Genomic DNA, 21,341 nt, shown 5'->3' on the forward strand with positions numbered 1-21,341 from the left:
GCGGTCAAAGTCTTGGGAGGATGCGATCTAGGCGCGGTAACTCGCTGCCGCCGGACACCGGAAACGGATCGGACGCGTTTAAATTGCAAGGCCTTGTGCCTTGCATTTTTTTTGTGCAATCATCTGCTTAGCGCGATCATCTGCCAAACAGCGTCAGCCATGGTTAACCGTTGAATTCGGAAGCCGGCTTCCGAATTCAACCTTGGCGGGCGTATGCTGCCTAATACTTGCGGAGACTGTATCTTCAGCGTCAGTGATGGGCATTCGGACTAAAGTCCGGCATGATCCGCATGACATCGTCGAAGCTGAATCCCAGGCCCATCGTCAGGCCGTAGAGAATGCCCATCACGACCACCGTCACGATCGTCGCGCGGGCGAAGGCGCGCAGCATGTGCGGGCCGCGCGGTGCGCTGGAAACGGTGCCAAGCGTGACATCCTGGTCGTCGTCCTGGGTGCGCAGGCTGAACGGCAGAACGACGAACAGCACCAGCCACCAGGTGACGAAGAACAGCGCGGCGAACAGGATCCAGTTCATGCCTGCTCCAGTTCGACCAGCGTGCCGAAGAAATCCTTGGGATGCAGGAACAGCACCGGCTTGCCATGCGCGCCGATCTTCGGATTGCCGTCGCCAAGCACACGCGCGCCGCTTTGCTTCAAATGATCGCGGGCGGCTAGGATATCGTCGACCTCATAGCAGACGTGATGCATGCCGCCCGAAGGGTTCTTCTCGAGGAACGCGGCGATGGGCGATGCCTCGCCCAGCGGTTCCAGCAACTCGATCTTGGTGTTGCCGACATCGACGAACGCCACGCTCACACCATGCTCCGGCAGCGCCTGCGGCTCGCTCAGCCGCGCGCCCAGCGTATCCCGATAGGCTGCCATTGCCGCGGCCAGATCCGGCACAGCAAGCGCGACATGGTTCAGGCGTCCAAGCATCGGCCGTTTCCTCAGGCAGTAGGCAGTAGGCAGTAGGCAGTAGGCAGTAGAGAAGAAGCAAATTTGGCGAGCTAAAAAGCAATCGCCTTTCCTATTGCCTACTGCCTAGTCCCTACTGCCTACTCCCTCATCTCGTAACAAACACCGTCACCAGCGGCTTCTTGCCCCAAGCTTCGTTGGCGGCGCCGCGCACTGCGCGGCGCACCGCCTCCTGGACCAGGTCGAGGTCTTTTCGGCGCTGACGCGGAATGGAGTCCACCGCGCCGATTGCCGCATCGAGCATCAGATCCTCCAGCGTCTCGCCGCGGGCGTCCGCTTCGGCGACGCCGATCGCCACCAGGTCGGGGTCGCCGGCAAGCTCATATTTGTCGTCGAGCACGACATTGACCGCGACATGCCCGGCGAATGAAAGCTTGCGGCGGTCGCGTATGCCCATCGCCTGGTCGGTGCCGATCAGCGAGCCATCCTTGTAGAGCCGCCCGAACGGCACCTGGTCGATGATCGTCGCCGGCCCTGGCCAGAGCCTCAGCATGTCGCCGTCGCGCACCTGCGCCACCTGGCCGATGCCCGACATCGACATCAGCGAGCCCTGCGCCACCAGATGCGCCGCCTCGCCATGCACGGGAACGCCGATCTGCGGCCGCACCCATTCATACATCTTGCGCAATTCGCTGCGGCGCGGGTGGCCGGAGACATGCACCAACGCGTCGCCGTCCTCGATGATCTTCATGCCGAGATCGATCAGCCGGTTCTTGATCTCGAGAATTCCCTTCTCGTTGCCGGGAATGGTGCGCGAGGAAAACACCACCGTGTCGCCGGCCGTCAGCGCCACCGACTTCATCTCGTCGCGCGAAAGCTTGGCAAGCGCAGCCAGCGGCTCGCCCTGGCTGCCGGTGCAGATGATCACCAGGTTCTCGCGCGGGATATAGCCATAGTCCTCCTCGGCGATGAACTCCGGCAGCCCGTCCATGTAGCCGAGCTCGCCCGCCACATCGATAACGCGCTTCAGCGATCGGCCGAGCACGAGGCATTGCCGGCCGGCATCGCGCGCCGCCTTGGCGATCGAGACGATACGCCCGACATTGGAGGAGAAGGTCGTGACCGCGACGCGCCCCTTCGCGCTCTCAATGACACCCTTGAGGCCTTCGCCGACAGCGACTTCCGACGGCGACTCCCCTTCCCTCAGCGCGTTGGTGGAATCGCAGATCAGCGCCAGCACGCCCTTGTCGCCATAGGCGCGGAAGCGTGCCTCGTCGGTCTTCGGGCCGATCGTCGGCGCCGGGTCTATCTTCCAGTCGCCGGTGTGGATGACGATCCCGGCGGGCGTGGTGATCGCCAGCGACATCGGCTCGGGAATCGAATGCGCCACGGGAATGGCCTCGATCTCGAAAGGTCCGATGGTGAATTTCTCACCGCCCCGGTAGATCGACGCCGGGATCTTCGGCGCGCCCTGCTCGCCCTGTCGCTTGGCCTCGAGCAGGCCGGCGGTGAACGGCGTCATCCAGACCGGGACTTTAAGCTTCGGCCAGATATCGAGCAGCGCCCCGTAATGATCCTCATGCGCATGGGTGATGACGATGCCGCGCAGGCCGTCGATATTCTCCTCGATGAAGCGCGTATCGGGCAGGATGAGATCAACGCCGGGATGTGCCGAGTCCGGAAAGGTGACGCCGACATCGACGATGATCCATTCGCGCGCATCGGCGGGCCCATAGCCGTAAAGGGCGAAGTTCATGCCGATCTCGCCGACGCCGCCCAGCGGCGCGAAGACGAGCTCCGCGTTTTCCTTATTCGCCATCAATTCTTTCCTTCCTGGCCGCTTTGGCCAAGCCGTTGGCGCAAACCCGGGAAAAGCGTGTCACGGCTTTCCGTACGGAATTGCACAAAAACAAAATTATACGCGGGCCGAGGCGACCGCGCCGAAATGCACGTCGCCGGCCGCGATCGTCAAAACCGATCCCTCATCGTCGCGGATCACGAAACGGCAGTCCTCGTCAATGGTTTCGAAGACGCCGCGCACCACATTGCCGTCAATTCTGACAGCAACCTCACCGCCGAGCCCTGCCGCGCGGGCAAGCCAGCGCTTTCTGATGGCATCGAGCCCGCGCCCGTCATCCCACAGCCTGGCATTCTCGCTCCAGGCATCCGAAAGCGCCAGGAACAGCGTTTCGGCATCGCAAGTGGCGCCCAGCGCCCGCAGCGACGTCGCCGGATAAGGCAAATCTTCGGGGTAAGCCACGACATTGACGCCGATGCCGATAGCGACGGCAAAGCGGCCGCCATCGAGCATCGCCGATTCCAACAGGATGCCGGCAAGCTTGGCACCCGACGCCAGCACGTCGTTCGGCCATTTCAATTCGAAGCGGTTGCGGCCCTGGCTCGCGCCGTCGACGGCGACGGCGATCCGGCCCTTCGGCACGACGGCGTCGAGCGCGTCGGCCAGCGCAAGCCCGGCGACAAAGCCGAGCGTCGCGGCAAGCCGGAGCTCGCCGCCCGGAACCAGAAGCAGCGTCGCCGCGAGATTGCCTTCTGGCGTTGCCCACACACGGCCGCGGCGGCCGCGGCCGCTTTCCTGCTTCTTCGAAACGACCCAGAGCTTGCCGGGATCGCCGGCGCGCGCGTGTTCCAGCGCCAGCGCGTTGGTCGAGCCGACGCTGTCATGCGCCTCGAGCCGGAACCCCTCCGACGCCGCGGTTGGAGCCAGTCGAAACGCCATCCCGTCAGAAGAAGGTCTTGGCGGCGGCTTCGGCATAATTGCCGATCGGTCCGCCGATCAGCACGTAGAACAGCACGAAGGCGCCGCTGACGCCGAGCACGAGGCGCAGCTCGCTGGCCATCGGCACGAAGCCGCCGACCGGCTCGTCGAACCACATGATCTTGATGATGCGCAGGTAATAATAGGCGCCCACCACCGAGGCCAGCACGCCGATGATCGCCAGCGCGTAGAGATGCGCGTTGATGGCGGCGAGGAACACGTACCACTTCCCCCAGAAGCCGGCGAGCGGCGGAATGCCGGCCAGCGAGAACATCAGGATTGTGAGGATGGTGGCCATGATCGGGTTGGTCGAGGCGAGACCGGAAAGATCGCTGATCTGCTCGACATTGCCTTCCTTGCGCCGCATGGCGAGGATGAAGGCGAAGGTTCCCAGCGTCATCACCAGATAGATCAGCATGTAGATGGCGACGCCGCGCACGCCGGCCTGGCTGTTTGCGGCAAGGCCGACCAGCGCATAGCCCATATGGCCGATCGAGGAATAGGCCATCAGGCGCTTGATGTTGGTCTGGCCGATGGCCGCGAAGGCGCCAAGCGCCATCGAGGCGATCGAGATGAAGACGACGATCTGCTGCCAGTCCGAGGCGATCGGCTTGAAGGCGCCCATGGTGACGCGCACGATTAGCGCCATCGCCGCCATTTTCGGGGCGGCTGCCAGGAAGGCGGTGATCGGCGTCGGCGCGCCCTCATAGACGTCCGGCGTCCACATGTGGAACGGCACGGCCGAGATCTTGAAGGCGAGGCCTGCCAGCACGAACACCAGGCCGAAGACGAGGCCGAGCTGGCGCTCGCCGCTGCCAAGCGCCGCCGCGATTTCCTGGAAGCCGGTATTGCCGGTGTAGCCGTAAACGAGGCTGATGCCGTAGAGCAGCATGCCCGACGACAGCGCGCCGAGGACGAAGTATTTCAGGCCGGCTTCGGTCGAGCGCAGATTGTCGCGGTTGATCGCCGCCAGCACATAGATCGCCAGCGACTGCAGCTCGAGCCCGAGATAAAGCCCGATCATGCCGTTGGCCGAAATCATCAACATCATGCCGAGCGTGCAGAGCAACACCAGAACCGGGAATTCGAACTTGTCGAAATGCTCCTGGCGCGCAAAGCGCATCGACATGACCAGCGTCACCGCCGATCCGATCAGCGCCAGCATCTTCATGAAGGCGCTGAAGGAATCCTGCACGAAGGCGCCGCCATAGGCTGAGCCTTGCGTGCCGGAGAAGCCAAGCCACAGTCCGGCCACCACCAGCACGAGGACGGCCAGGCCGGTCACGGTCATGGTGCTGTTGGAGCGCGAATAGGCCCCGATCATCAGAAGCGCCAGCGCACCGACGGCGAGGATCAGTTCCGGCGTCGAGAGCGAAAAGCTGGAGAGAAGGTCCGGCGTCATGGTCTATTCCCCAGTCAGTTCGCCGCCGCGGTCTGCGCGGAATTGATGGATGCGGTGACGTTGGTGACGAGCGTCTTGACCGACTGGGCCGTCGCGTCGAACACCGGCGCCGGGTAGACGCCGAAGAAGATGACCAGCACCACCAGCGGGTAGACGATCGCCTTCTCACGCGGCGAAAGGTCGAGCAGGTTCTTCAGGCTGTCCTTGGTGAGCGCGCCGAAGATCACCCGGCGATAGAGCCACAGTGCGTAGGCCGCCGACAGGATGACGCCGGTGGCGGCGAAGAACGCCACCCAGGTGTTGACCTTGAACACGCCGAGCATGGTCAAGAACTCGCCGATGAAGCCGCTGGTGCCGGGAAGGCCGACATTGGCCATGGTGAAGATCATGAACACGGTGGCGTATTTCGGCATGTTGTTGACCAGGCCGCCATAGGCGTCGATCTCGCGCGTATGCATGCGGTCGTAGATGACGCCCACGCACAGGAACAGCGCGCCCGAGACGAGGCCGTGGCTGAGCATCTGAAAGATCGCGCCCTGCACGCCTTCCTGGTTCATCGCGAAGATGCCCATGGTGACGAAGCCCATATGAGCGACCGACGAATAGGCGATCAGCTTCTTCATGTCCTCCTGCATCAGCGCCACCAGCGAGGTGTAGATGATGGCGACGACCGAGAGCGTGAACACCAGCGGCGCGAACATCGCCGACGCCTCCGGGAACATCGGCAGCGAGAAGCGCAGGAAGCCATACCCGCCCATCTTCAGCAGGATGCCGGCCAGGATGACGGAGCCCGCGGTCGGCGCCTCGACGTGGGCGTCCGGCAGCCAGGTATGCACCGGCCACATCGGCATCTTCACCGCGAAGGAGGCGAAGAAGGCAAGCCACAGCCAGGTCTGCATGTTGGCCGGGAAATTATGCGTCAGAAGCGTCGGAATGTCGGTCGTGCCCGACTGGAAGAACATCGCCATGATGGCGAGCAGCATCAGCACGGAGCCGGCGAGCGTGTAGAGGAAGAACTTGAACGAGGCATAGACGCGCCGCTTGCCGCCCCAGACGCCGATGATGATGAACATCGGAATCAGGCCAGCCTCGAAGAAGACGTAGAACAGGACGATGTCGAGCGCGCAGAACACGCCGATCATCAGCGTCTCGAGGATCAGGAAGGCGATCATATAGGCCTTGACCCGCTTCTCGATCGCATCCCAGGAGGCCAGTATGCAAAGCGGCATCAGGAAGGTGGTCAGGATGACGAACAACATCGAGATGCCGTCGACGCCCATGTGGTAGGAAATGCCCGAATCCAGCCAGGCGCGCTTCTCGACGAACTGGAAGCCGGCCTGCGAATTGTCGAAGCCCGTCCAGATGAACAGCGAGATGACGAAGGTGAACGCCGTCGTGATGAAGGCGATCGCGCGGATGTTGCGGCGCGCGTTTTCGCTGTCGTCGCTGATGAACAGGATGAGCAGAACACCAACCAGCGGCAGGAAGGTGACCAGCGAGAGGATTGGCCAGTCGGTCATCAGAGCATCATCCAGGTGACGAGAGCGGCCACGCCGATCAGCATGGCGAAGGCATAGTGGTAGAGATAGCCGGTCTGCAGCTTGACGACCCTGTTGGTGACGTCGACGACGCGCGCCGAGATGCCGTCGGGGCCGAGGCCGTCGATGACGGCGCCGTCTCCGGTCTTCCACAGGAACCTGCCGAGGCGCTTCGCCGGCCGCACGAACAGGAAGTCGTAGAGCTCGTCGAAATACCACTTGTTGAGCAGGAAAGCATAAAGCAGCCGATGATTGGCGGCGACGCTTCGGGGAAGTTCCGGCGAGCGAATATAGAATTTCCAGGCCACCGCGAGGCCGATCAGCATGGCGACGAACGGGGCGAGCTCGACCCAGAGCGGCAATTCGTGGATCTCATGCAGGATGTGGTTTTCCGGCAGCGTGAACAGCGAAGCCTTCCAGAATTCGGCGTAACCCTCGCCGATGAAGGCGCCGTGGAAGATGATACCGGCAAACAGCGCGCCGGCGGCCAGCACATAGAGCGGTACCAGCATCACCGGCGGCGATTCATGGACATGGTGCATGACCTCGTGGCTGGCGCGCGGCTCGCCGTGGAAGGTCATGAAGATCAGCCGCCAGGAATAGAAGCTGGTGAAGCAGGCGGCGACCACCAGCAGGATAAAGGCGAAGCCGGCGACCGCATTGTGGCTGGCGAACGAGGTCGCGATGATGGCGTCCTTGGAGAAGAAGCCGGCGGTGCCGATCACCGTTGCCGGAATGCCGACGCCGGTCAGCGCCAGCGTGCCGACGATCATCATCCAGTAGGTCGCCGGGATGAGCCTGCGCAGGCCGCCCATCTTGCGCATGTCCTGCTCGTCGGACACGGCATGGATGACCGAGCCGGAGCCGAGGAACAGCAGCGCCTTGAAGAAGGCGTGCGTGAAAAGGTGGAAGATCGCCGCGCCATAAGCGCCGACGCCTAGCGCCACGAACATGTAGCCGAGCTGCGAGCAGGTCGAATAGGCGATGACGCGCTTGATGTCGTTCTGGACGAGGCCGACGGTCGCCGCGAAGAAGGCGGTGAATGCGCCGATGAAAGTGACGACGGTCAGCGCCGAATGCGACAGCTCGAACAGCGGCGAAAGCCTCGCCAGCATGAACACGCCGGCGGTCACCATGGTCGCCGCGTGGATGAGCGCGGAGACCGGCGTCGGGCCTTCCATCGCGTCCGGCAGCCAAGTGTGCAGCGGCACCTGCGCCGACTTGCCCATGGCGCCCATGAAGAGCAGCAGGCAGACCACCGTCAGCGCCGTCTGCTTGTCGAGCGCTTGGCCGAGGAAAGTGAGCACGGCAGCACCCGCCGGCGCGCCTTCGGCCGGCAGGAAGGATGCGGCATTGGCGAACACGGTGCTCAGATTGACCGAGCCGAACAGCACGAACACGCCGAAGATGCCGAGCGCGAAGCCGAAGTCGCCGACGCGGTTGACGACAAAAGCCTTGATGGCGGCGGCATTGGCCGACGGCTTCTTGTACCAGAAGCCGATCAAGAGATAGGAGGCGAGACCGACGCCCTCCCAGCCGAAGAACATCTGGATGAGGTTGTCGGCGGTCACCAGCATCAGCATCGCGAAGGTGAACAGCGACAGATAGGCGAAGAAACGCGGCCGGTTCGGATCGTAGTGCATGTAGCCGATCGAGTAGATATGGACCAGCGCCGACACGGTGTTGACGACGACCAGCATAACCACCGTCAGCGTGTCGATCCTGAGCGCCCAGGAGGCATCGATGCCGCCAGACTGGATCCAGCGCAGCACCGGCACGGTGAACACTTCGCCATGGCCGAAGCCGACGGTGAAGAAGGCAACCCACGACAGCACCGCCGCGATCACCAGGAAGCCGGAGGTAATGTATTCGGAAGCCTTGGCGCCGAGCGAGTTGCCGAACAGGCCGATAATCAGGAAGCCTAGCAGCGGAAGGAAGACGATAGCCTGATACATGATGGTTCCCGTCAACCCTTCATCGCGCTCACGTCTTCGACCGCGATCGAGCCGCGGTTGCGGAAGAAGACGACAAGAATGGCAAGTCCGATCGCGGCTTCAGCGGCCGCGACCGTCAGCACGAACAGGGCAAAGACCTGTCCGACAAGGTCATGCAGCGCCGCCGAGAAAGCGACGAAGTTGATGTTGACCGCAAGCAGGATGAGCTCGATCGACATCAGGATGACGATGATGTTGCGGCGGTTCAGGAAGATGCCGAACACGCCGAGCGTGAACAGGATCGCCGATACGGTCAGGTAATGTGCAATGCCGACGACCATCTCAGATACCCTCGCCCGATTTGACCTTGCGGATTTCCATACCCGTCGCCGGCGTGCGGGCGACCTGCGCGGCGATCGACTGCCGCTTGACGCCTTCCTTATGGCGCAGCGTCAAGACGATGGCGCCGATCATGGCGACCAGCAGCACAAGGCCGGAAATCTGGAAATAATAGAGGTAGTCCGTGTAGAGGATGTCGCCGAGCGCCGCCGTGTTGGAGCGCGTGGCGAGATCCGGCGTTGCCTTGGCGACCGTCGAGGCAAGCTGCGGTGCGAATGTATAGCCGCCGAGCACGACGATCAGCTCCGCCGCGAGGATCAGCCCGACCAGCGCGCCGATCGGCGCGTATTGCAGCGCACCCTCTTTCATCTCGGCGAAGTCGACGTCGAGCATCATGACGACGAACAGGAACAGCACCATCACCGCGCCGACATAGACCACCAGCAGGATCATCGCCAGGAACTCGGCGCCGGTCAGCATGAAAAGGCCAGCGGCGTTGAAGAAGGTGAGGATCAGGAAGAGCACCGAATGCACGGGATTGCGCGACGAAATGACCATGAAGGCCGACGCCACGGCGATAAAGGCGAAGAGGTAGAAAAAGGCCGCCTCTAGTCCACTCAGCATGGGTTCCCCCGGGTTCCAAATTCCGACTCCGACCCGCCTCCGGTTCGAAACCGCGTGTTCCTTAGACGGACGACGTTGCGCCGTCCACTTTCTTGTTCTTTCTCCCCGTTTACAGGGAGAAGGCGGCCCGAAGGGCCGGATGAGGGGTACGCCAAGTTTCCAGCAGCTGGCGCGGCCCCTCATCTGCCTGCCGGCGTCTTCTCCCCGTAAACGGGGAGAAGCACGCTAATCACCTATAGGGCGCATCCAGCGCGATGTTGCGCGCCAGCTCCCGCTCCCAGCGATCGCCGTTCGCGAGCAGCTTTTCCTTGTTGTAGTAGAGCTCCTCGCGCGTCTCGGTCGCGAATTCGAAATTCGGCCCTTCGACGATGGCGTCGACCGGGCAGGCTTCCTGGCAGAAGCCGCAATAGATGCACTTCACCATGTCGATGTCGTAGCGCACGGTGCGGCGCGTGCCGTCATTGCGGCGCGGGCCGGCCTCGATGGTGATGGCCTGCGCCGGACAGATCGCCTCGCAAAGCTTGCAGGCGATGCAGCGTTCCTCGCCGTTCGGATAGCGGCGCAGCGCATGCTCGCCGCGGAAACGCGGGCTGATCGGCCCCTTCTCATGCGGATAGTTGATCGTTTCCTTCGGTGCGAAGAATTGGCGCATCGACAGGAAGAAGGCGCTGACGAAATCCTTCAGCAGCAGCGATTTTGCGGCCTGGGCCAGAGCGGACATCACGCAAACCCCGTGATCTTGAGGAAGGCCGCGGTGGCCACGACCATGAACAGCGAAATCGGCAGGAACACCTTCCAGCCCAGCCGCATCAGCTGGTCGTAGCGGTAGCGCGGCACAAAAGCCTTCACCATCGAGAACATGAAGAACATCAGGCAGATCTTCAGCACGAACCAGATCACCCCAGGTATCCAGGTGAAGGGCGCGAAGTTGAACGGCGGCAGCCAGCCGCCGAGGAAGAGGATGGTCGCCAGCGCGCACATCAGCACGACGGCGACATACTCGCCGAGGAAGAACAGCAGGAACGGCGTCGACGAATATTCGACCATGTGGCCGGCGACGAGTTCCGATTCCGCTTCCACCAGGTCGAAGGGCGGGCGGTTCGTCTCGGCAAGCGCGGAAATGAAGAACACCACGAACATCGGCAACAGCGACAGCCAGTGCCAGTCGAGGAAGGTGTTGGGCAGGCCGAGCCGCGTGCCGAGACCGTCCTGCTGCGACATGACGATGTCGGAGAGGTTGAGCGAGCCGACGGTGAGCAGCACGGTGACGATGACGAAGCCGATCGAGACTTCGTAGGACACCATCTGCGCGGCCGAGCGCAACGCGCCGAGGAACGGGTATTTCGAGTTAGACGCCCAGCCGCCCATGATCACGCCATAGACCTCGAGCGAGGAGATGGCGAAGACATAAAGGATGCCGACATTGATGTTGGCGATCGCCCAGCCCTCATTGACCGGAATGACAGCCCAGGCCGAAATCGCCAGCACCGCCGAGACCAGCGGCGCCAGAAGGAACACGCCCTTGTTGGCGCCCGACGGGATCACCGGCTCCTTGAAGACGAATTTCAGAAGGTCGGCAAAGGCCTGCAGCGTTCCCCATGGACCGACGACGTTCGGCCCACGCCGCAATTGCACCGCCGCCCAGATCTTGCGGTCGGCATAAAGCAGATAGGCGACGCCGATCAGAAGCACGACGATCAGCACGACCGACTTCAACAGGATCAGCAGCGTCGGCAGCACGTAGAAGGAGAAGAAGGTGTCCATGCTTATTCCGCCGCCTGCTTGAAGCCGCTCTTGGCCAGCGCCGAGCATTCGGCCATCACGGCCGACGCCCGCGCGATCGGGTTGGTGAGATAAAAATCCTTCACCGGCGAGGTGAAGGTGCCCTTGTTAAGCCGGCCGCCGAGCTTCGCCACCTTGGCGATGTCGTCGCCGCTGCCCGCCTGCACCTGGTCGATGCGGGCGAGATGCGGGAATTCGCCATAGAGCTTGGCACGCAGCTGCGCCAGCGAATCGAAGGGCAGCTTCTTGCCGAGCACGTCGGAGAGCGCCCGCAGGATCGCCCAGTCCTCGCGCGCCTCGCCAGGGGCGAAGCCGGCGCGGTTGGTCTGCTGCACGCGGCCTTCCGTGTTGACATAGGTGCCCGACTTCTCGGTGTAGGCCGCGGCCGGCAGGATGACATTGGCGCGGTGCGCGCCGGCATCGCCATGCGTGCCGATATAGACAACGAAGGCGCCGCCGGTCTTGGCCATGTCAATCTCGTCGGCGCCGAGCAGGAAGAGCACATCGGTGTCGCCCAGCATGCCGGCGACGTTCTTGCCGCCCTCGCCCGGCACGAAACCGACATCGAGGCCGCCGACTCTTGCCGCTGCGTTGTGCAGCACCGCAAAGCCGTTCCACTCGGCTGTGACCGCGTTGACGGCGGCCGCGAGCCTGGCTGCCTGGCCGAGCACCGCCGCGCCGTCGGTGCGCGCCAGCGCGCCCTGGCCCACGATGATCAGCGGATGCGTGGCCTTGCTCAGCACCTCGAAGAACTTGCCGTTGCCGTCGGCAAGGTCCTTGAGCGATTCCGGGCCGGCGCCGATCAGCTCATAGTCGTAGCGTGTATCGCCGATCTCGCCGATGACGCCGACCGGCAGATTGCCGACGCGCCAGCGCTTGCGGATGCGGGCATTGAGCACCGAGGCCTCGAAGCGCGGATTGGCGCCGATGATCAGCACCGCATCGGCCTGCTCGATGCCTTCGATGGTCGGGTTGAAGATATAGCTGGCACGGCCGAGCGACGGGTCGAGCGCTGCTCCATCCTGGCGGCAGTCGATGTTCTTCGAGCCGAGCGCGGCCATCAGCAGCTTGAGCGCGTAGATTTCCTCGACCGCGGCGAGATCGCCGGCGATGGCGCCGATCCGCTCGGGCGCGGTCTTTGCAACCTCGTCCTTGATCGCCGCGAAGGCTTCCGCCCAGCTTGCCGAAACGAGCCTGCCATTCTTGCGCACGTAAGGGCGGTCTAGGCGCTGCGTGCGCAGGCCGTCCCAGATGAAGCGGGTCTTGTCGGAGATCCACTCCTCGTTCACCGCCTCGTTGACGCGCGGCAGGATGCGCATCACCTCGCGACCGCGGCTGTCGACGCGGATCGCCGAGCCGACTGCGTCCATGACGTCGATCGATTCCGTCTTGGTCAGTTCCCACGGCCGCGCCTGGAAGGCGAACGGCTTCGAGGTCAGTGCGCCGACCGGGCACAGATCGATGACGTTGCCCTGCAGCTCCGACGTCATCGCCTGTTCGAGATAGGTGGTGATCTCGGCATCCTCGCCGCGGCCGATCAGGCCGAGCTCGGAAATGCCGGCGACCTCGGTGGTGAAGCGGACGCAGCGCGTGCAATGGATGCAGCGGTTCATCACCGTCTTGACCAGCGGGCCGATATACTTGTCCTCGACCGCGCGCTTGTTCTCATGATAGCGCGAGGAATCGACGCCGAAGGCCATTGCCTGGTCCTGCAGGTCGCATTCGCCGCCCTGGTCGCAGATCGGGCAATCGAGCGGATGGTTGATCAACAGGAATTCCATCACGCCTTCGCGGGCCTTCTTGACCATCGGCGTGTTGGTGAAGATTTCCGGCGGCTCGCCATTCGGGCCCGGGCGCAGGTCGCGCACGCCCATGGCGCAGGAGGCCTGCGGCTTGGGCGGACCGCCCTTCACCTCGATAAGGCACATGCGGCAATTGCCAGCGATCGACAGCCGCTCGTGGAAGCAGAAGCGCGGCACTTCCGCGCCGGCGTCCTCGGCCGCCTGCAGCAGCGTGTAATGGTCGGGTACCGTGATCTCTTTCCCGTCGACCTTTAGCTTTGCCATTCGCCTCAAACCTCTGCGGATGTCCCGCAATCTATCCTTCCGGGCGCGACTGAAGCCGCGCCCGGCATTTCAATTCACTTCTTCGCGGCGAGCGCCGCGGCCTGGGCAGTCCAGTTGTCGCGGCCGATACGGCCGGCGAGCGACAGGTAATCTTCCACCCAGGCGATCTCTTCCGAGGTCCAGGCGGCGATCTGGCCATAGGTCCAGATGCCGAGACCGTTGAGCACCTTTTCCAGCTTCGGTCCGACACCCGAAATCGCCTTCAGGTCCGACGGATTCGCCGGCTTGTCGACGGCCTTAGGCTGCCTGAAATCCTCAGGCATCAGCCTCGTTGCGGCCGGTTGGGCGACAATATCGGCCCCGGTCGCGTCGAGCGCTTTCTCGGTCGCGTTCGCCGCTATGTCGGTCACATCCTGGGCGAAGGTCTGAGCCCTGGCGATCAACGTCTCGGTCGCCTTGCGCGCCTTGGAGGCGTTGGCGGCCGCTTCATGCTGCGCCTCGAGATCGTCGAGGAAAGGCTGGAACATGCGCTGCGAAGCCTCCAGCGCGCCGGTGAACGCGCCCATCCACATGCCGACGGCGTGGTTGGCCAGACCGATGCTGAGCGCCGACATCGCGGCGGCGCCCGCGACTGGATGCGCCAGAAGGTTGACGGCGCTGGCCATCTCCTTCGGCATCATCTTGGTCAGGTCCTGGTTCATCTTCTCGAGTTGGTCCAAATCAGGCACGAACGGATAGGGTATCGAATACGGCGCCATAGAGATCTCCTGGTCGTTTCTTCGTATGCCCGCCCCAGTTTTTCAGTCTTCGGGCCAAGCCCGTATTTCGTAGTCTTATTCCGCCGCCACCATCACCGGCTCGACCCGGTGCGCGTTGCGCGAAAACTCGTCGATGCGGCGTTCCACCTCGCCGCGGAAATGCCGCATCAGGCCCTGGATCGGCCAGGCAGCCGCGTCGCCCAGCGCGCAGATTGTGTGGCCCTCGACCTGCTTGGTGACGTCGAGCAGCATGTCGATCTCGCGCTTCTGCGCCTCGCCGCGCACCAGCCGCTCCATCACCCGCCACATCCAGCCGGTGCCTTCGCGGCACGGCGTGCACTGGCCGCAGCTCTCATGCTTGTAGAAGTAGGACAGCCTGGCGATCGCCTTCACGATATCGGTCGACTTGTCCATGACGATGACGGCCGCCGTGCCGAGCCCGGATTTCAGGTCGCGCAGCGCGTCGAAATCCATCGGCGCATCGATGATCTGCTCGGCCGGCACCAGCGGCACCGAAGCGCCGCCCGGAATGACCGCGAGCAGATTGTCCCAGCCGCCGCGGATGCCGCCGCAATGCGTCTCGATCAGCTCGCGGAACGGGATCGACATCGCTTCTTCGAAAGTGCACGGATTGTTGACGTGGCCGGACACGCAGAACAGCTTGGTGCCGGCATTGTTCGGGCGACCGAAGGACGAGAACCAGGCGGCGCCCCGGCGCAGAATGGTCGGCGCCACCGCGATCGATTCGACGTTGTTGACGGTGGTCGGGCAGCCATAGAGGCCGACATTGGCCGGGAATGGCGGCTTCAGCCGCGGCTGGCCCTTCTTGCCTTCCAGGCTTTCGAGCAGCGCCGTCTCCTCGCCGCAGATATAGGCGCCGGCGCCATGATGCATGTAGATGTCGAAGTCGTAGCCGGATGTGTTGTTCTTGCCGATCAGCTTGGCCGCGTAAGCCTCGTCGATGGCGCGCTGCAGCGCCTCACGCTCGCGGATGAACTCGCCGCGCACATAGATGTAGGCGGCGATCGCGCCCATCGCGAAGCCGGCGACCAGCGCGCCTTCGACCAGCGTGTGCGGATCGTTGCGCAGGATATCGCGGTCCTTGCAGGTGCCCGGCTCGGATTCGTCGGCATTGATGACCAGATAGCTCGGCCGTCCGTCGCTCTGCTTGGGCATGAACGACCACTTCAACCCCGTCGGGAAGCCGGCGCCGCCACGGCCGCGCAGGCCCGACGCCTTCATCTCGTTGATGATCCAGTCGCGCCCCTTGGCGACGAGGCCTGGCGTGTCGTCCCAGATGCCGCGCGACTGCGCGCCGGCCAGCGACTTGTCGAACAGGCCGTAGATGTTGGTGAAGATGCGGTCTTTGTCCTGAAGCATTTTTCGTCCCTCAGACCGGCTTCTTGCCGAAGACGCGGATGTATTCGGCGACGCCGCCCTTGGCGAGCGCCTTGGCCTGCTTCACCCAGTCGTCGCGCTCGATGCGGCCGCGGAAATTGAGATAGCCGTCGACCCATTCGCGCTCGGCCTTCTTCCAGGCGGCGACCTGCGCGAAGGTGTAGATGCCCAGCGAATGCAGGCTGCCTTCTATCTTCGGGCCGACGCCTGAGATCAGCTTGAGATCGTCGACCGTTGCCGGGCGCTCGATGCCGGCCGGCCGGTTCTTGTCGTCGAGCGAAGGTTTCGTCGTCTTGGCGACAGGCTGCTTGGTTTCCGGCGCCTTGAAAGCGGTGACCGGCTCGGCCTTGGTCTTCGGCCCGCTGCGCGGCTTTGAAACCGCCTCGACTTCCGGAGAAGCCTGATTGGCGTTGGCGGCCGAATGGCGCGGCGCCCTGACGCTGGCGCCATTCTCGGTGGCCGGGGCGACCTTGACCGGCGACGGCGTGTTGAGCGCCGGGCTGGTTTCAGCCGCATGGGTCTTCGGCTTGCTGGATTTTGACGGTCCAATCGGGCCAGAGGCGGCCGTAGCCGGCGCCGAAGCTGCCGGCGCAGCGGGTGCCGGGGCTGCGGCGGGAGTTGCAGGCGGCGCCGACGCGAGAGCTTCCTTGGCGGCTTTCGCCGCCGCCCTGGCTTCCTTGTCGCGCGTCGACTTCAGGATCGCCTTTTCGCTGGTCAGCGTCGTCAGCCCGGTAGCCGGCTCGGACCCGTGGCGGCCGTTCTGCGGACCAGGCGTCACCTCGGCGCCCTTGCCGGCGTCGTAGAGATCGATGATCTCGGCCAGCCGCTCGGGCGTCAGGTCCTCGAAAGTGTCCTTGAAGATCATGACCATCGGCGCGTTGACGCAGGCGCCGAGGCATTCGACCTCCTCCCACGACAGCGTGCCCTTGTCGTTAGTATGGAACTGGTCGTGATGGATTTTCGAACGGCACACATCCATCAGCGCTTCGGAGCCGCGCAACATGCAGGGCGTGGTGCCGCAGACCTGGATATGCGCGCGCGTGCCGACCGGATTGAGCTGGTACTGCGTATAGAAAGTCGCGACTTCGAGGCCACGGATGCGCGGCATGCCGAGCATGTCCGAGATCGTCTCGATCGCCGCCTTGGTGACCCAGCCTTCCTGCTCCTGCGCGATCATCAGCAACGGGATGATCGCCGACTGCTCGCGCCCCTTCGGGTATTTGGCGATCCACTGCTGGGCGGCCGCCGCGTTCGCCTCGTTGAAGGCGAAGGTGGCAGGCTGGAGGCTGGCTTCTGCAAGACGGCGGACTGACATTTAGCGATCGACCTCACCAAACACGATGTCGAGGGAGCCAAGCACGGCGGTGACGTCGGCCAGCATGTGGCCGCGGCACAGGAAATCCATGGCTTGCAGATGCGCGAAACCGGGCGCGCGCAGCTTGCAGCGATAGGGCTTGTTGGTGCCGTCGGAGACCAGGTAGACGCCAAATTCGCCCTTCGGTGCCTCGACGGCCGCATAGACCTCGCCGGCCGGCACGCGGTAGCCCTCGGTATAGAGCTTGAAGTGATGGATCAGCGCTTCCATCGAGCGCTTCATCGCGGCGCGCTTCGGCGGCACGACCTTGCCGTCGAGGTTCGACACGGGGCCGGCGCTTTCCTTGCCGAGCAGCAGATCGACGCACTGGCGCATGATCTTCGCCGACTGGCGCATCTCTTCCATGCGCACAAGGTAACGGTCGTAGCAGTCGCCGTTCTTGCCGATCGGAATGTCGAAATCCATCTCGGAATAGCATTCATAGGGCTGCGATTTGCGCAGGTCCCAGGCGGCGCCCGAGCCGCGCACCATCACGCCAGAAAAGCCCCAGGCCCAGGCGTCGGCTAGGGACACCGTGCCGATATCGACATTGCGCTGCTTGAAGATGCGGTTGCCGGTCAAGAGCGCGTCGAGATCGTCGATCGACTTCAGGAACGGGTCGATCCACTTGCCGATGTCCTCGACCAGCTTCTGCGGCAGGTCCTGATGAACGCCGCCCGGCCGGAAATAGGCCGCATGCATGCGCGAACCCGAGGCGCGCTCGTAAAACACCATTAGCTTTTCGCGTTCGACGAAGCCCCAAAGCGGTGGCGTCAGCGCGCCGACATCCATGGCCTGCGTCGTCACATTCAAGATGTGCGACATGATACGGCCCATCTCGGAATAGAGCACCCGGATCAGTTGCCCACGCTTCGGCACCTCGATGCCGAGCAGGCGCTCGGCCGCGAGAGCGAAGGCATGCTCCTGGTTCATCGGCGCGCAATAATCGAGCCGGTCGAGATAAGGCACGGCCTGCAGATAAGTCTTGGCCTCGATCAGCTTCTCGGTGCCGCGATGCAGCAGACCGATATGCGGATCGACGCGGTCGACCACCTCGCCGTCCAGCTCCAGCACCAGGCGCAAAACGCCATGCGCCGCAGGATGCTGCGGGCCGAAGTTGATGTTGAAGTTGCGGACGGAGGTTTCAGCCATGGGTCGCCCTACTGTTTCGCCTTCTCATCCCCGGGAAGCACGTAATCCGTTCCTTCCCATGGGCTCAAGAAGTCGAAATTTCTGAATTCCTGCTTCAATTCCACCGGCTCGTAGATCACCCGCTTGGCCTCGTCGTCGTAGCGCACCTCGACGAAACCGGTCAGCGGGAAATCCTTGCGCAGCGGATGCCCCTCGAAACCATAGTCGGTGAGAATGCGGCGCAGGTCCGGATGGCCCGAGAACAGCACGCCGTAAAGGTCGTAGGTCTCGCGCTCGAACCAGTCGGCACCGGGATAGACGCCGGTCAGCGACGGCACCAGCGTCTCCTCGTCGGCCTGGACCTTGAGCCGGATGCGCACATTCTGCCTCGGCGACAGGAGGTGATAGACGACATCGAAGCGCTTGGCGCGCGAGGGATAGTCGGCGCCGCAAATGTCGATGATCGAGATGAACTGGCAGCGCGGATCGTCGCGCAGGAAGGTGGCCACCTCGATAAGATTGCCCGGCTCGACCGGCACCGTCAGCTCGCCATAGGCAAGCACGGCTTCGCCGATGCGGCCGGAGAGCTTCTCGCCGAGATAGGTGGAGAGTTCGTTCAACGCCAGGGTCATCGGCTCACCGCTCGATCGTGCCGGTGCGGCGGATCTTCTTCTGCAGAAGGAGAATGCCGTAGAGCAGCGCTTCCGCGCTCGGCGGGCAGCCGGGCACATAGATGTCGACCGGCACGACGCGGTCGCAGCCGCGCACCACCGAATACGAATAGTGGTAGTAGCCGCCGCCATTGGCGCAGGAGCCCATCGAGATGACGTAACGCGGCTCCGGCATCTGGTCGTAGACCTTGCGCAGCGCCGGCGCCATCTTGTTGGTCAGCGTGCCGGCGACGATCATAATGTCGGATTGGCGCGGGGATGCGCGCGGCGCGACGCCGAAACGCTCCGAGTCATAGCGCGGCATCGAGGTGTGGATCATTTCGACCGCGCAGCAGGCGAGGCCGAAGGTCATGAACATCAGCGAGCCGCTGCGCGCCCAGGTGATCAGCGCCTCGGTCGAGGTGACGAGAAAACCCTTGTCGGCCAGCTCATTGTTGATTTCGAGAAAGAAGGGATCGTCCTCCCCCACCGGCCTGCCGGTGTTGGGGTCGATGATGCCCTTGGGCTTCGGCGCGACAAGGGTGCCTGAACTGTCGTTCAATCCCATTCCAGCGCTCCTTTTTTCCATTCATAGGCAAAACCGATGGTCAGCACCGCCAGGAACACCATCATCGACCAGAAGCCGAGCATGCCGAGCTTCGAGAAGGACACCGCCCACGGGAACAGGAAGGCGACCTCGAGATCGAAGATGATGAACAGGATCGACACCAGGTAGAAGCGGATGTCGAACTTCATGCGGGCGTCGTCGAACGAGTTGAACCCGCATTCATAGGCGGAAAGCTTTTCCGGGTCGGGATTGCGGTAGGCCACAAGGAACGGAGCGATGATGAGCGCCAGACCGACGATCATCGCCACGGCGATGAACAGCACGATAGGCAGGTACGAACTTAGGAGTGCGCTCATGCGGCGACTTTCCTTCGGCGGGGGCAGTTCATTTTGATTACAGCAACGAACTCTAATGCGGAAGCGTGACAGATTAACCGCTGAACCGTTTTAAGGGGCCCATGCTGCAACGCGGCGAGGGTTAGCGCAGCGGTTTCGGTGACGCAAGTCAAACGTTGTTCAAATCGCGGCTCTGGACGCCTTATCGGAAGAAACTGGTACGATCCGCTCCTGTTTGATTTCCTTCAGTTTTTACTCCAGTTTTCTCTCCTGACATATCTCCCGCCATTTGCCTGCTAGCATGGCCGGAATCACCGGCTAAAAATCCAACGGACGATCGGGGCAAGGACACCTGATGAAGGACAAGATTTCGCTGGCCATGGCGAGGCGCGTCGCGCTCGGGGCGCAAGGGTTCAACGACCCTAGGCCCAGTGGTGTTCCGGATCGCCGCCACCTTGCGCGGGTACTTTCGCGAACCGGCCTTCTGCAGATCGATTCCGTGAGCGCGGTGGTGCGCGCGCATTACATGCCGCTCTATTCGCGCCTCGGCCCCTACCCGCTTACGCTGCTCGACAATGCCGCAGTCACCCGCAAGCGCGCCGTGTTCGAATACTGGGCACATGAGGCGTCGTTCCTGCCCGTGGAGACATACCCGCTGATGCGCTGGCGCATGCAGCGCGCCGAGCAGGGCGACGAGATGTATCTCGGCCTGGCGAAATGGGGTCGTGAACGCAAGGAAATGATCGACGAGATATATAGAGAAGTCGCCGATCGTGGTCCGATCGCCGCCTCCGATATCGAAGGCCACAAGGGCAATGGCGGCTGGTGGGGCTGGAGCGAGGCCAAGCACGCTTTCGAATGGCTGTTCTGGGCCGGTCGCATCACCACGGCCTACCGCCGCGGCTTCGAACGCTATTACGACCTGCCCGAGCGCGTTTTGCCGCAGGCGGTGCTCGATCTTCCCATTCCCTCGGTCGAGGACGCGCATCGCGAGTTGCTGCGCATTTCCGCCCGCGCCCATGGCATTGCCACCTATGGCGACCTGCGCGACTATTTTCGTCTCGCGCCGGGCGACACGAAGGATCGCATCGAGGAACTGGTCGATGCCGGCGAATTGCTGCCGGTGAAGGTCGAAGGTTGGGACAAGACCGCCTATCTCCACAAGGACGCCCGTTTCCCGCGCCGGATAGAAGCGCGCGCCCTGCTCGCCCCCTTCGATCCCGTCGTCTTCGAACGCACCAGAACGGAGAAACTCTTCGATTTCCGCTACCGCATCGAGATCTACACGCCGGCGGAAAAGCGCCAATACGGCTACTACGTGCTGCCCTTCCTGCTCGGCGATCGGATCGTCGCCCGCGTCGATCTGAAAGCTGACCGCCCGGCCAGCATCTTGCGCGTCCACGCCGCCTACGCCGAGGCCGGCGCCCCGCCCGAAACGGCCACCCAGCTCTTCAACGAGTTGAAGCAGATGCAGGGCTGGCTCGGCCTGGAGGCGATCGAAGTGACGCCGGCCGGCGACCTCGGACCGGCGCTGGCCGACATCGCGGTGTCGTAGCTGCGCGTTGACAGGGAGGGTGAACAAAAATAGAACATCCCAACTGTGGTTAGGATCGGTTGCGATGGTTTTCAGGCGCTCGATATGTCTGGTTTTGGCCTACCTGACCTTAGCGTCGCCATCATATGCGACAGGTGCTTACCGAGAGGAATGGGTAGAGGTCACGCGTCCAGTCATTTTCTGTGGCGGCCACATTGCACCCGGTATGCAGCCAAA

Annotated in this window: 20 protein-coding genes; 1 reads left to right on the forward strand and 19 read right to left on the reverse strand. The window is 63.3% G+C overall.

The genetic code is table 11. The features are described 5' to 3' along the window. Nucleotides 1–250: 250 nt before the first annotated feature. From LB526_RS03155 to LB526_RS03245, 19 genes are all read right to left on the reverse strand, one after another. Nucleotides 251–535 carry a DUF1467 family protein gene (locus LB526_RS03155; RefSeq protein WP_224626055.1) on the reverse strand — a complete coding sequence of 95 codons (285 nt, stop codon included), beginning with the start codon at nucleotides 533–535 and terminating at the stop codon, nucleotides 251–253. After that, a complete protein-coding gene (gene mce / locus LB526_RS03160) occupies nucleotides 532–936 on the reverse strand; it encodes a methylmalonyl-CoA epimerase (protein WP_140542006.1) in 405 nt (134 codons plus the stop codon). Before mce ends, LB526_RS03155 begins: the two co-directional genes overlap by 4 nt. A gap of 127 nt (nucleotides 937–1,063) precedes the next feature. Next, nucleotides 1,064–2,734 (reverse strand): ribonuclease J, encoded by a 1,671-nt coding sequence (locus LB526_RS03165; protein WP_224626056.1) that lies wholly within the window; start codon nucleotides 2,732–2,734, stop codon nucleotides 1,064–1,066. 96 nt (nucleotides 2,735–2,830) lie between these two features. Beyond that, nucleotides 2,831–3,652, reverse strand: a complete 822-nt coding sequence (locus LB526_RS03170) for a biotin--[acetyl-CoA-carboxylase] ligase (RefSeq protein WP_224626057.1) — start codon at nucleotides 3,650–3,652, stop codon at nucleotides 2,831–2,833. A 4-nt stretch (nucleotides 3,653–3,656) separates the two neighbouring features. Beyond that, a complete protein-coding gene (gene nuoN / locus LB526_RS03175) occupies nucleotides 3,657–5,093 on the reverse strand; it encodes an NADH-quinone oxidoreductase subunit NuoN (RefSeq protein ID WP_224626058.1) in 1,437 nt (478 codons plus the stop codon). A gap of 14 nt (nucleotides 5,094–5,107) precedes the next feature. Beyond that, a complete protein-coding gene (locus LB526_RS03180; protein WP_224626060.1) occupies nucleotides 5,108–6,613 on the reverse strand; it encodes an NADH-quinone oxidoreductase subunit M in 1,506 nt (501 codons plus the stop codon). Continuing rightward, nucleotides 6,613–8,586 carry an NADH-quinone oxidoreductase subunit L gene (gene nuoL / locus LB526_RS03185; RefSeq protein WP_224626062.1) on the reverse strand — a complete coding sequence of 658 codons (1,974 nt, stop codon included), beginning with the start codon at nucleotides 8,584–8,586 and terminating at the stop codon, nucleotides 6,613–6,615. Before nuoL ends, LB526_RS03180 begins: the two co-directional genes overlap by 1 nt. 11 nt (nucleotides 8,587–8,597) lie before the next feature. Next, nucleotides 8,598–8,906, reverse strand: a complete 309-nt coding sequence (gene nuoK, locus LB526_RS03190; protein WP_027168992.1) for an NADH-quinone oxidoreductase subunit NuoK — start codon at nucleotides 8,904–8,906, stop codon at nucleotides 8,598–8,600. Nucleotide 8,907: 1 nt separating this feature from the next. Beyond that, nucleotides 8,908–9,528, reverse strand: a complete 621-nt coding sequence (locus tag LB526_RS03195) for an NADH-quinone oxidoreductase subunit J (protein ID WP_140545674.1) — start codon at nucleotides 9,526–9,528, stop codon at nucleotides 8,908–8,910. Nucleotides 9,529–9,757: 229 nt separating this feature from the next. After that, complete coding sequence (gene nuoI / locus LB526_RS03200) at nucleotides 9,758–10,249, reverse strand: NADH-quinone oxidoreductase subunit NuoI (protein WP_095764866.1); 492 nt, start codon at nucleotides 10,247–10,249, stop codon at nucleotides 9,758–9,760. Next, nucleotides 10,249–11,292: an NADH-quinone oxidoreductase subunit NuoH gene (gene nuoH, locus LB526_RS03205; RefSeq protein ID WP_095764865.1), complete on the reverse strand. Its 1,044-nt coding sequence runs from the start codon at nucleotides 11,290–11,292 to the stop codon at nucleotides 10,249–10,251. Before nuoH ends, nuoI begins: the two co-directional genes overlap by 1 nt. A gap of 2 nt (nucleotides 11,293–11,294) precedes the next feature. After that, nucleotides 11,295–13,376: an NADH-quinone oxidoreductase subunit NuoG gene (gene nuoG / locus LB526_RS03210; protein WP_224545458.1), complete on the reverse strand. Its 2,082-nt coding sequence runs from the start codon at nucleotides 13,374–13,376 to the stop codon at nucleotides 11,295–11,297. Between the two features lie 74 nt (nucleotides 13,377–13,450). Then, nucleotides 13,451–14,134, reverse strand: coding sequence for an NADH-ubiquinone dehydrogenase (locus tag LB526_RS03215; protein ID WP_224600897.1), 684 nt, complete (start codon nucleotides 14,132–14,134; stop codon nucleotides 13,451–13,453). A 75-nt stretch (nucleotides 14,135–14,209) separates the two neighbouring features. After that, on the reverse strand, nucleotides 14,210–15,514 hold the full coding sequence (gene nuoF, locus LB526_RS03220; RefSeq protein ID WP_095764862.1) for an NADH-quinone oxidoreductase subunit NuoF: 1,305 nt from the start codon (nucleotides 15,512–15,514) through the stop codon (nucleotides 14,210–14,212). A 10-nt stretch (nucleotides 15,515–15,524) separates the two neighbouring features. After that, nucleotides 15,525–16,847 carry an NADH-quinone oxidoreductase subunit E gene (locus LB526_RS03225; RefSeq protein ID WP_224545456.1) on the reverse strand — a complete coding sequence of 441 codons (1,323 nt, stop codon included), beginning with the start codon at nucleotides 16,845–16,847 and terminating at the stop codon, nucleotides 15,525–15,527. Further along, a complete protein-coding gene (locus tag LB526_RS03230; protein ID WP_095764860.1) occupies nucleotides 16,848–18,038 on the reverse strand; it encodes an NADH-quinone oxidoreductase subunit D in 1,191 nt (396 codons plus the stop codon). Nucleotides 18,039–18,046: 8 nt separating this feature from the next. Then, on the reverse strand, nucleotides 18,047–18,649 hold the full coding sequence (locus LB526_RS03235; RefSeq protein ID WP_224626063.1) for an NADH-quinone oxidoreductase subunit C: 603 nt from the start codon (nucleotides 18,647–18,649) through the stop codon (nucleotides 18,047–18,049). Nucleotides 18,650–18,653: 4 nt separating this feature from the next. Continuing rightward, entirely contained in the window at nucleotides 18,654–19,235 is a 582-nt protein-coding gene (locus LB526_RS03240; RefSeq protein WP_015317338.1) for a NuoB/complex I 20 kDa subunit family protein, read from the reverse strand. Further along, a complete protein-coding gene (locus LB526_RS03245) occupies nucleotides 19,226–19,591 on the reverse strand; it encodes an NADH-quinone oxidoreductase subunit A (protein ID WP_042643187.1) in 366 nt (121 codons plus the stop codon). The genes LB526_RS03240 and LB526_RS03245 overlap by 10 nt, the downstream gene beginning before the upstream one ends. 334 nt (nucleotides 19,592–19,925) lie before the next feature. Between LB526_RS03245 and LB526_RS03250 the strand changes: the two genes are divergently transcribed. Beyond that, complete coding sequence (locus LB526_RS03250) at nucleotides 19,926–21,125, forward strand: winged helix-turn-helix domain-containing protein (protein ID WP_224626065.1); 1,200 nt, start codon at nucleotides 19,926–19,928, stop codon at nucleotides 21,123–21,125. The last annotated feature ends 216 nt before the right edge of the window (nucleotides 21,126–21,341 follow it).

The sequence above is a fragment of the Mesorhizobium sp. CA6 genome (assembly GCF_020165035.1).
Classification (GTDB): domain Bacteria; phylum Pseudomonadota; class Alphaproteobacteria; order Rhizobiales; family Rhizobiaceae; genus Mesorhizobium.

What these genes read in the sequence shown, in the direction of transcription:
- LB526_RS03180 (WP_224626060.1), bottom strand. Translation starts at nt 6,613, where the DNA reads ATGACCGACTGGCCAATCCTCTCGCTGGTCACCTTCCTGCCGCTGGTT.
- LB526_RS03225 (WP_224545456.1), bottom strand. Translation starts at nt 16,847, where the DNA reads ATGTCAGTCCGCCGTCTTGCAGAAGCCAGCCTCCAGCCTGCCACCTTC.
- nuoL (WP_224626062.1), bottom strand. Translation starts at nt 8,586, where the DNA reads ATGTATCAGGCTATCGTCTTCCTTCCGCTGCTAGGCTTCCTGATTATC.
- LB526_RS03250 (WP_224626065.1), top strand. Translation starts at nt 19,926, where the DNA reads ATGAAGGACAAGATTTCGCTGGCCATGGCGAGGCGCGTCGCGCTCGGG.
- nuoN (WP_224626058.1), bottom strand. Translation starts at nt 5,093, where the DNA reads ATGACGCCGGACCTTCTCTCCAGCTTTTCGCTCTCGACGCCGGAACTG.
- nuoF (WP_095764862.1), bottom strand. Translation starts at nt 15,514, where the DNA reads ATGCTTCAGGACAAAGACCGCATCTTCACCAACATCTACGGCCTGTTC.
- LB526_RS03195 (WP_140545674.1), bottom strand. Translation starts at nt 9,528, where the DNA reads ATGCTGAGTGGACTAGAGGCGGCCTTTTTCTACCTCTTCGCCTTTATC.
- mce (WP_140542006.1), bottom strand. Translation starts at nt 936, where the DNA reads ATGCTTGGACGCCTGAACCATGTCGCGCTTGCTGTGCCGGATCTGGCC.
- LB526_RS03235 (WP_224626063.1), bottom strand. Translation starts at nt 18,649, where the DNA reads ATGACCCTGGCGTTGAACGAACTCTCCACCTATCTCGGCGAGAAGCTC.
- LB526_RS03245 (WP_042643187.1), bottom strand. Translation starts at nt 19,591, where the DNA reads ATGAGCGCACTCCTAAGTTCGTACCTGCCTATCGTGCTGTTCATCGCC.
- LB526_RS03165 (WP_224626056.1), bottom strand. Translation starts at nt 2,734, where the DNA reads ATGGCGAATAAGGAAAACGCGGAGCTCGTCTTCGCGCCGCTGGGCGGC.
- LB526_RS03170 (WP_224626057.1), bottom strand. Translation starts at nt 3,652, where the DNA reads ATGGCGTTTCGACTGGCTCCAACCGCGGCGTCGGAGGGGTTCCGGCTC.
- nuoG (WP_224545458.1), bottom strand. Translation starts at nt 13,376, where the DNA reads ATGGCAAAGCTAAAGGTCGACGGGAAAGAGATCACGGTACCCGACCAT.
- nuoH (WP_095764865.1), bottom strand. Translation starts at nt 11,292, where the DNA reads ATGGACACCTTCTTCTCCTTCTACGTGCTGCCGACGCTGCTGATCCTG.
- LB526_RS03240 (WP_015317338.1), bottom strand. Translation starts at nt 19,235, where the DNA reads ATGGGATTGAACGACAGTTCAGGCACCCTTGTCGCGCCGAAGCCCAAG.
- LB526_RS03215 (WP_224600897.1), bottom strand. Translation starts at nt 14,134, where the DNA reads ATGGCGCCGTATTCGATACCCTATCCGTTCGTGCCTGATTTGGACCAA.
- LB526_RS03230 (WP_095764860.1), bottom strand. Translation starts at nt 18,038, where the DNA reads ATGGCTGAAACCTCCGTCCGCAACTTCAACATCAACTTCGGCCCGCAG.
- nuoK (WP_027168992.1), bottom strand. Translation starts at nt 8,906, where the DNA reads ATGGTCGTCGGCATTGCACATTACCTGACCGTATCGGCGATCCTGTTC.
- nuoI (WP_095764866.1), bottom strand. Translation starts at nt 10,249, where the DNA reads ATGTCCGCTCTGGCCCAGGCCGCAAAATCGCTGCTGCTGAAGGATTTC.
- LB526_RS03155 (WP_224626055.1), bottom strand. Translation starts at nt 535, where the DNA reads ATGAACTGGATCCTGTTCGCCGCGCTGTTCTTCGTCACCTGGTGGCTG.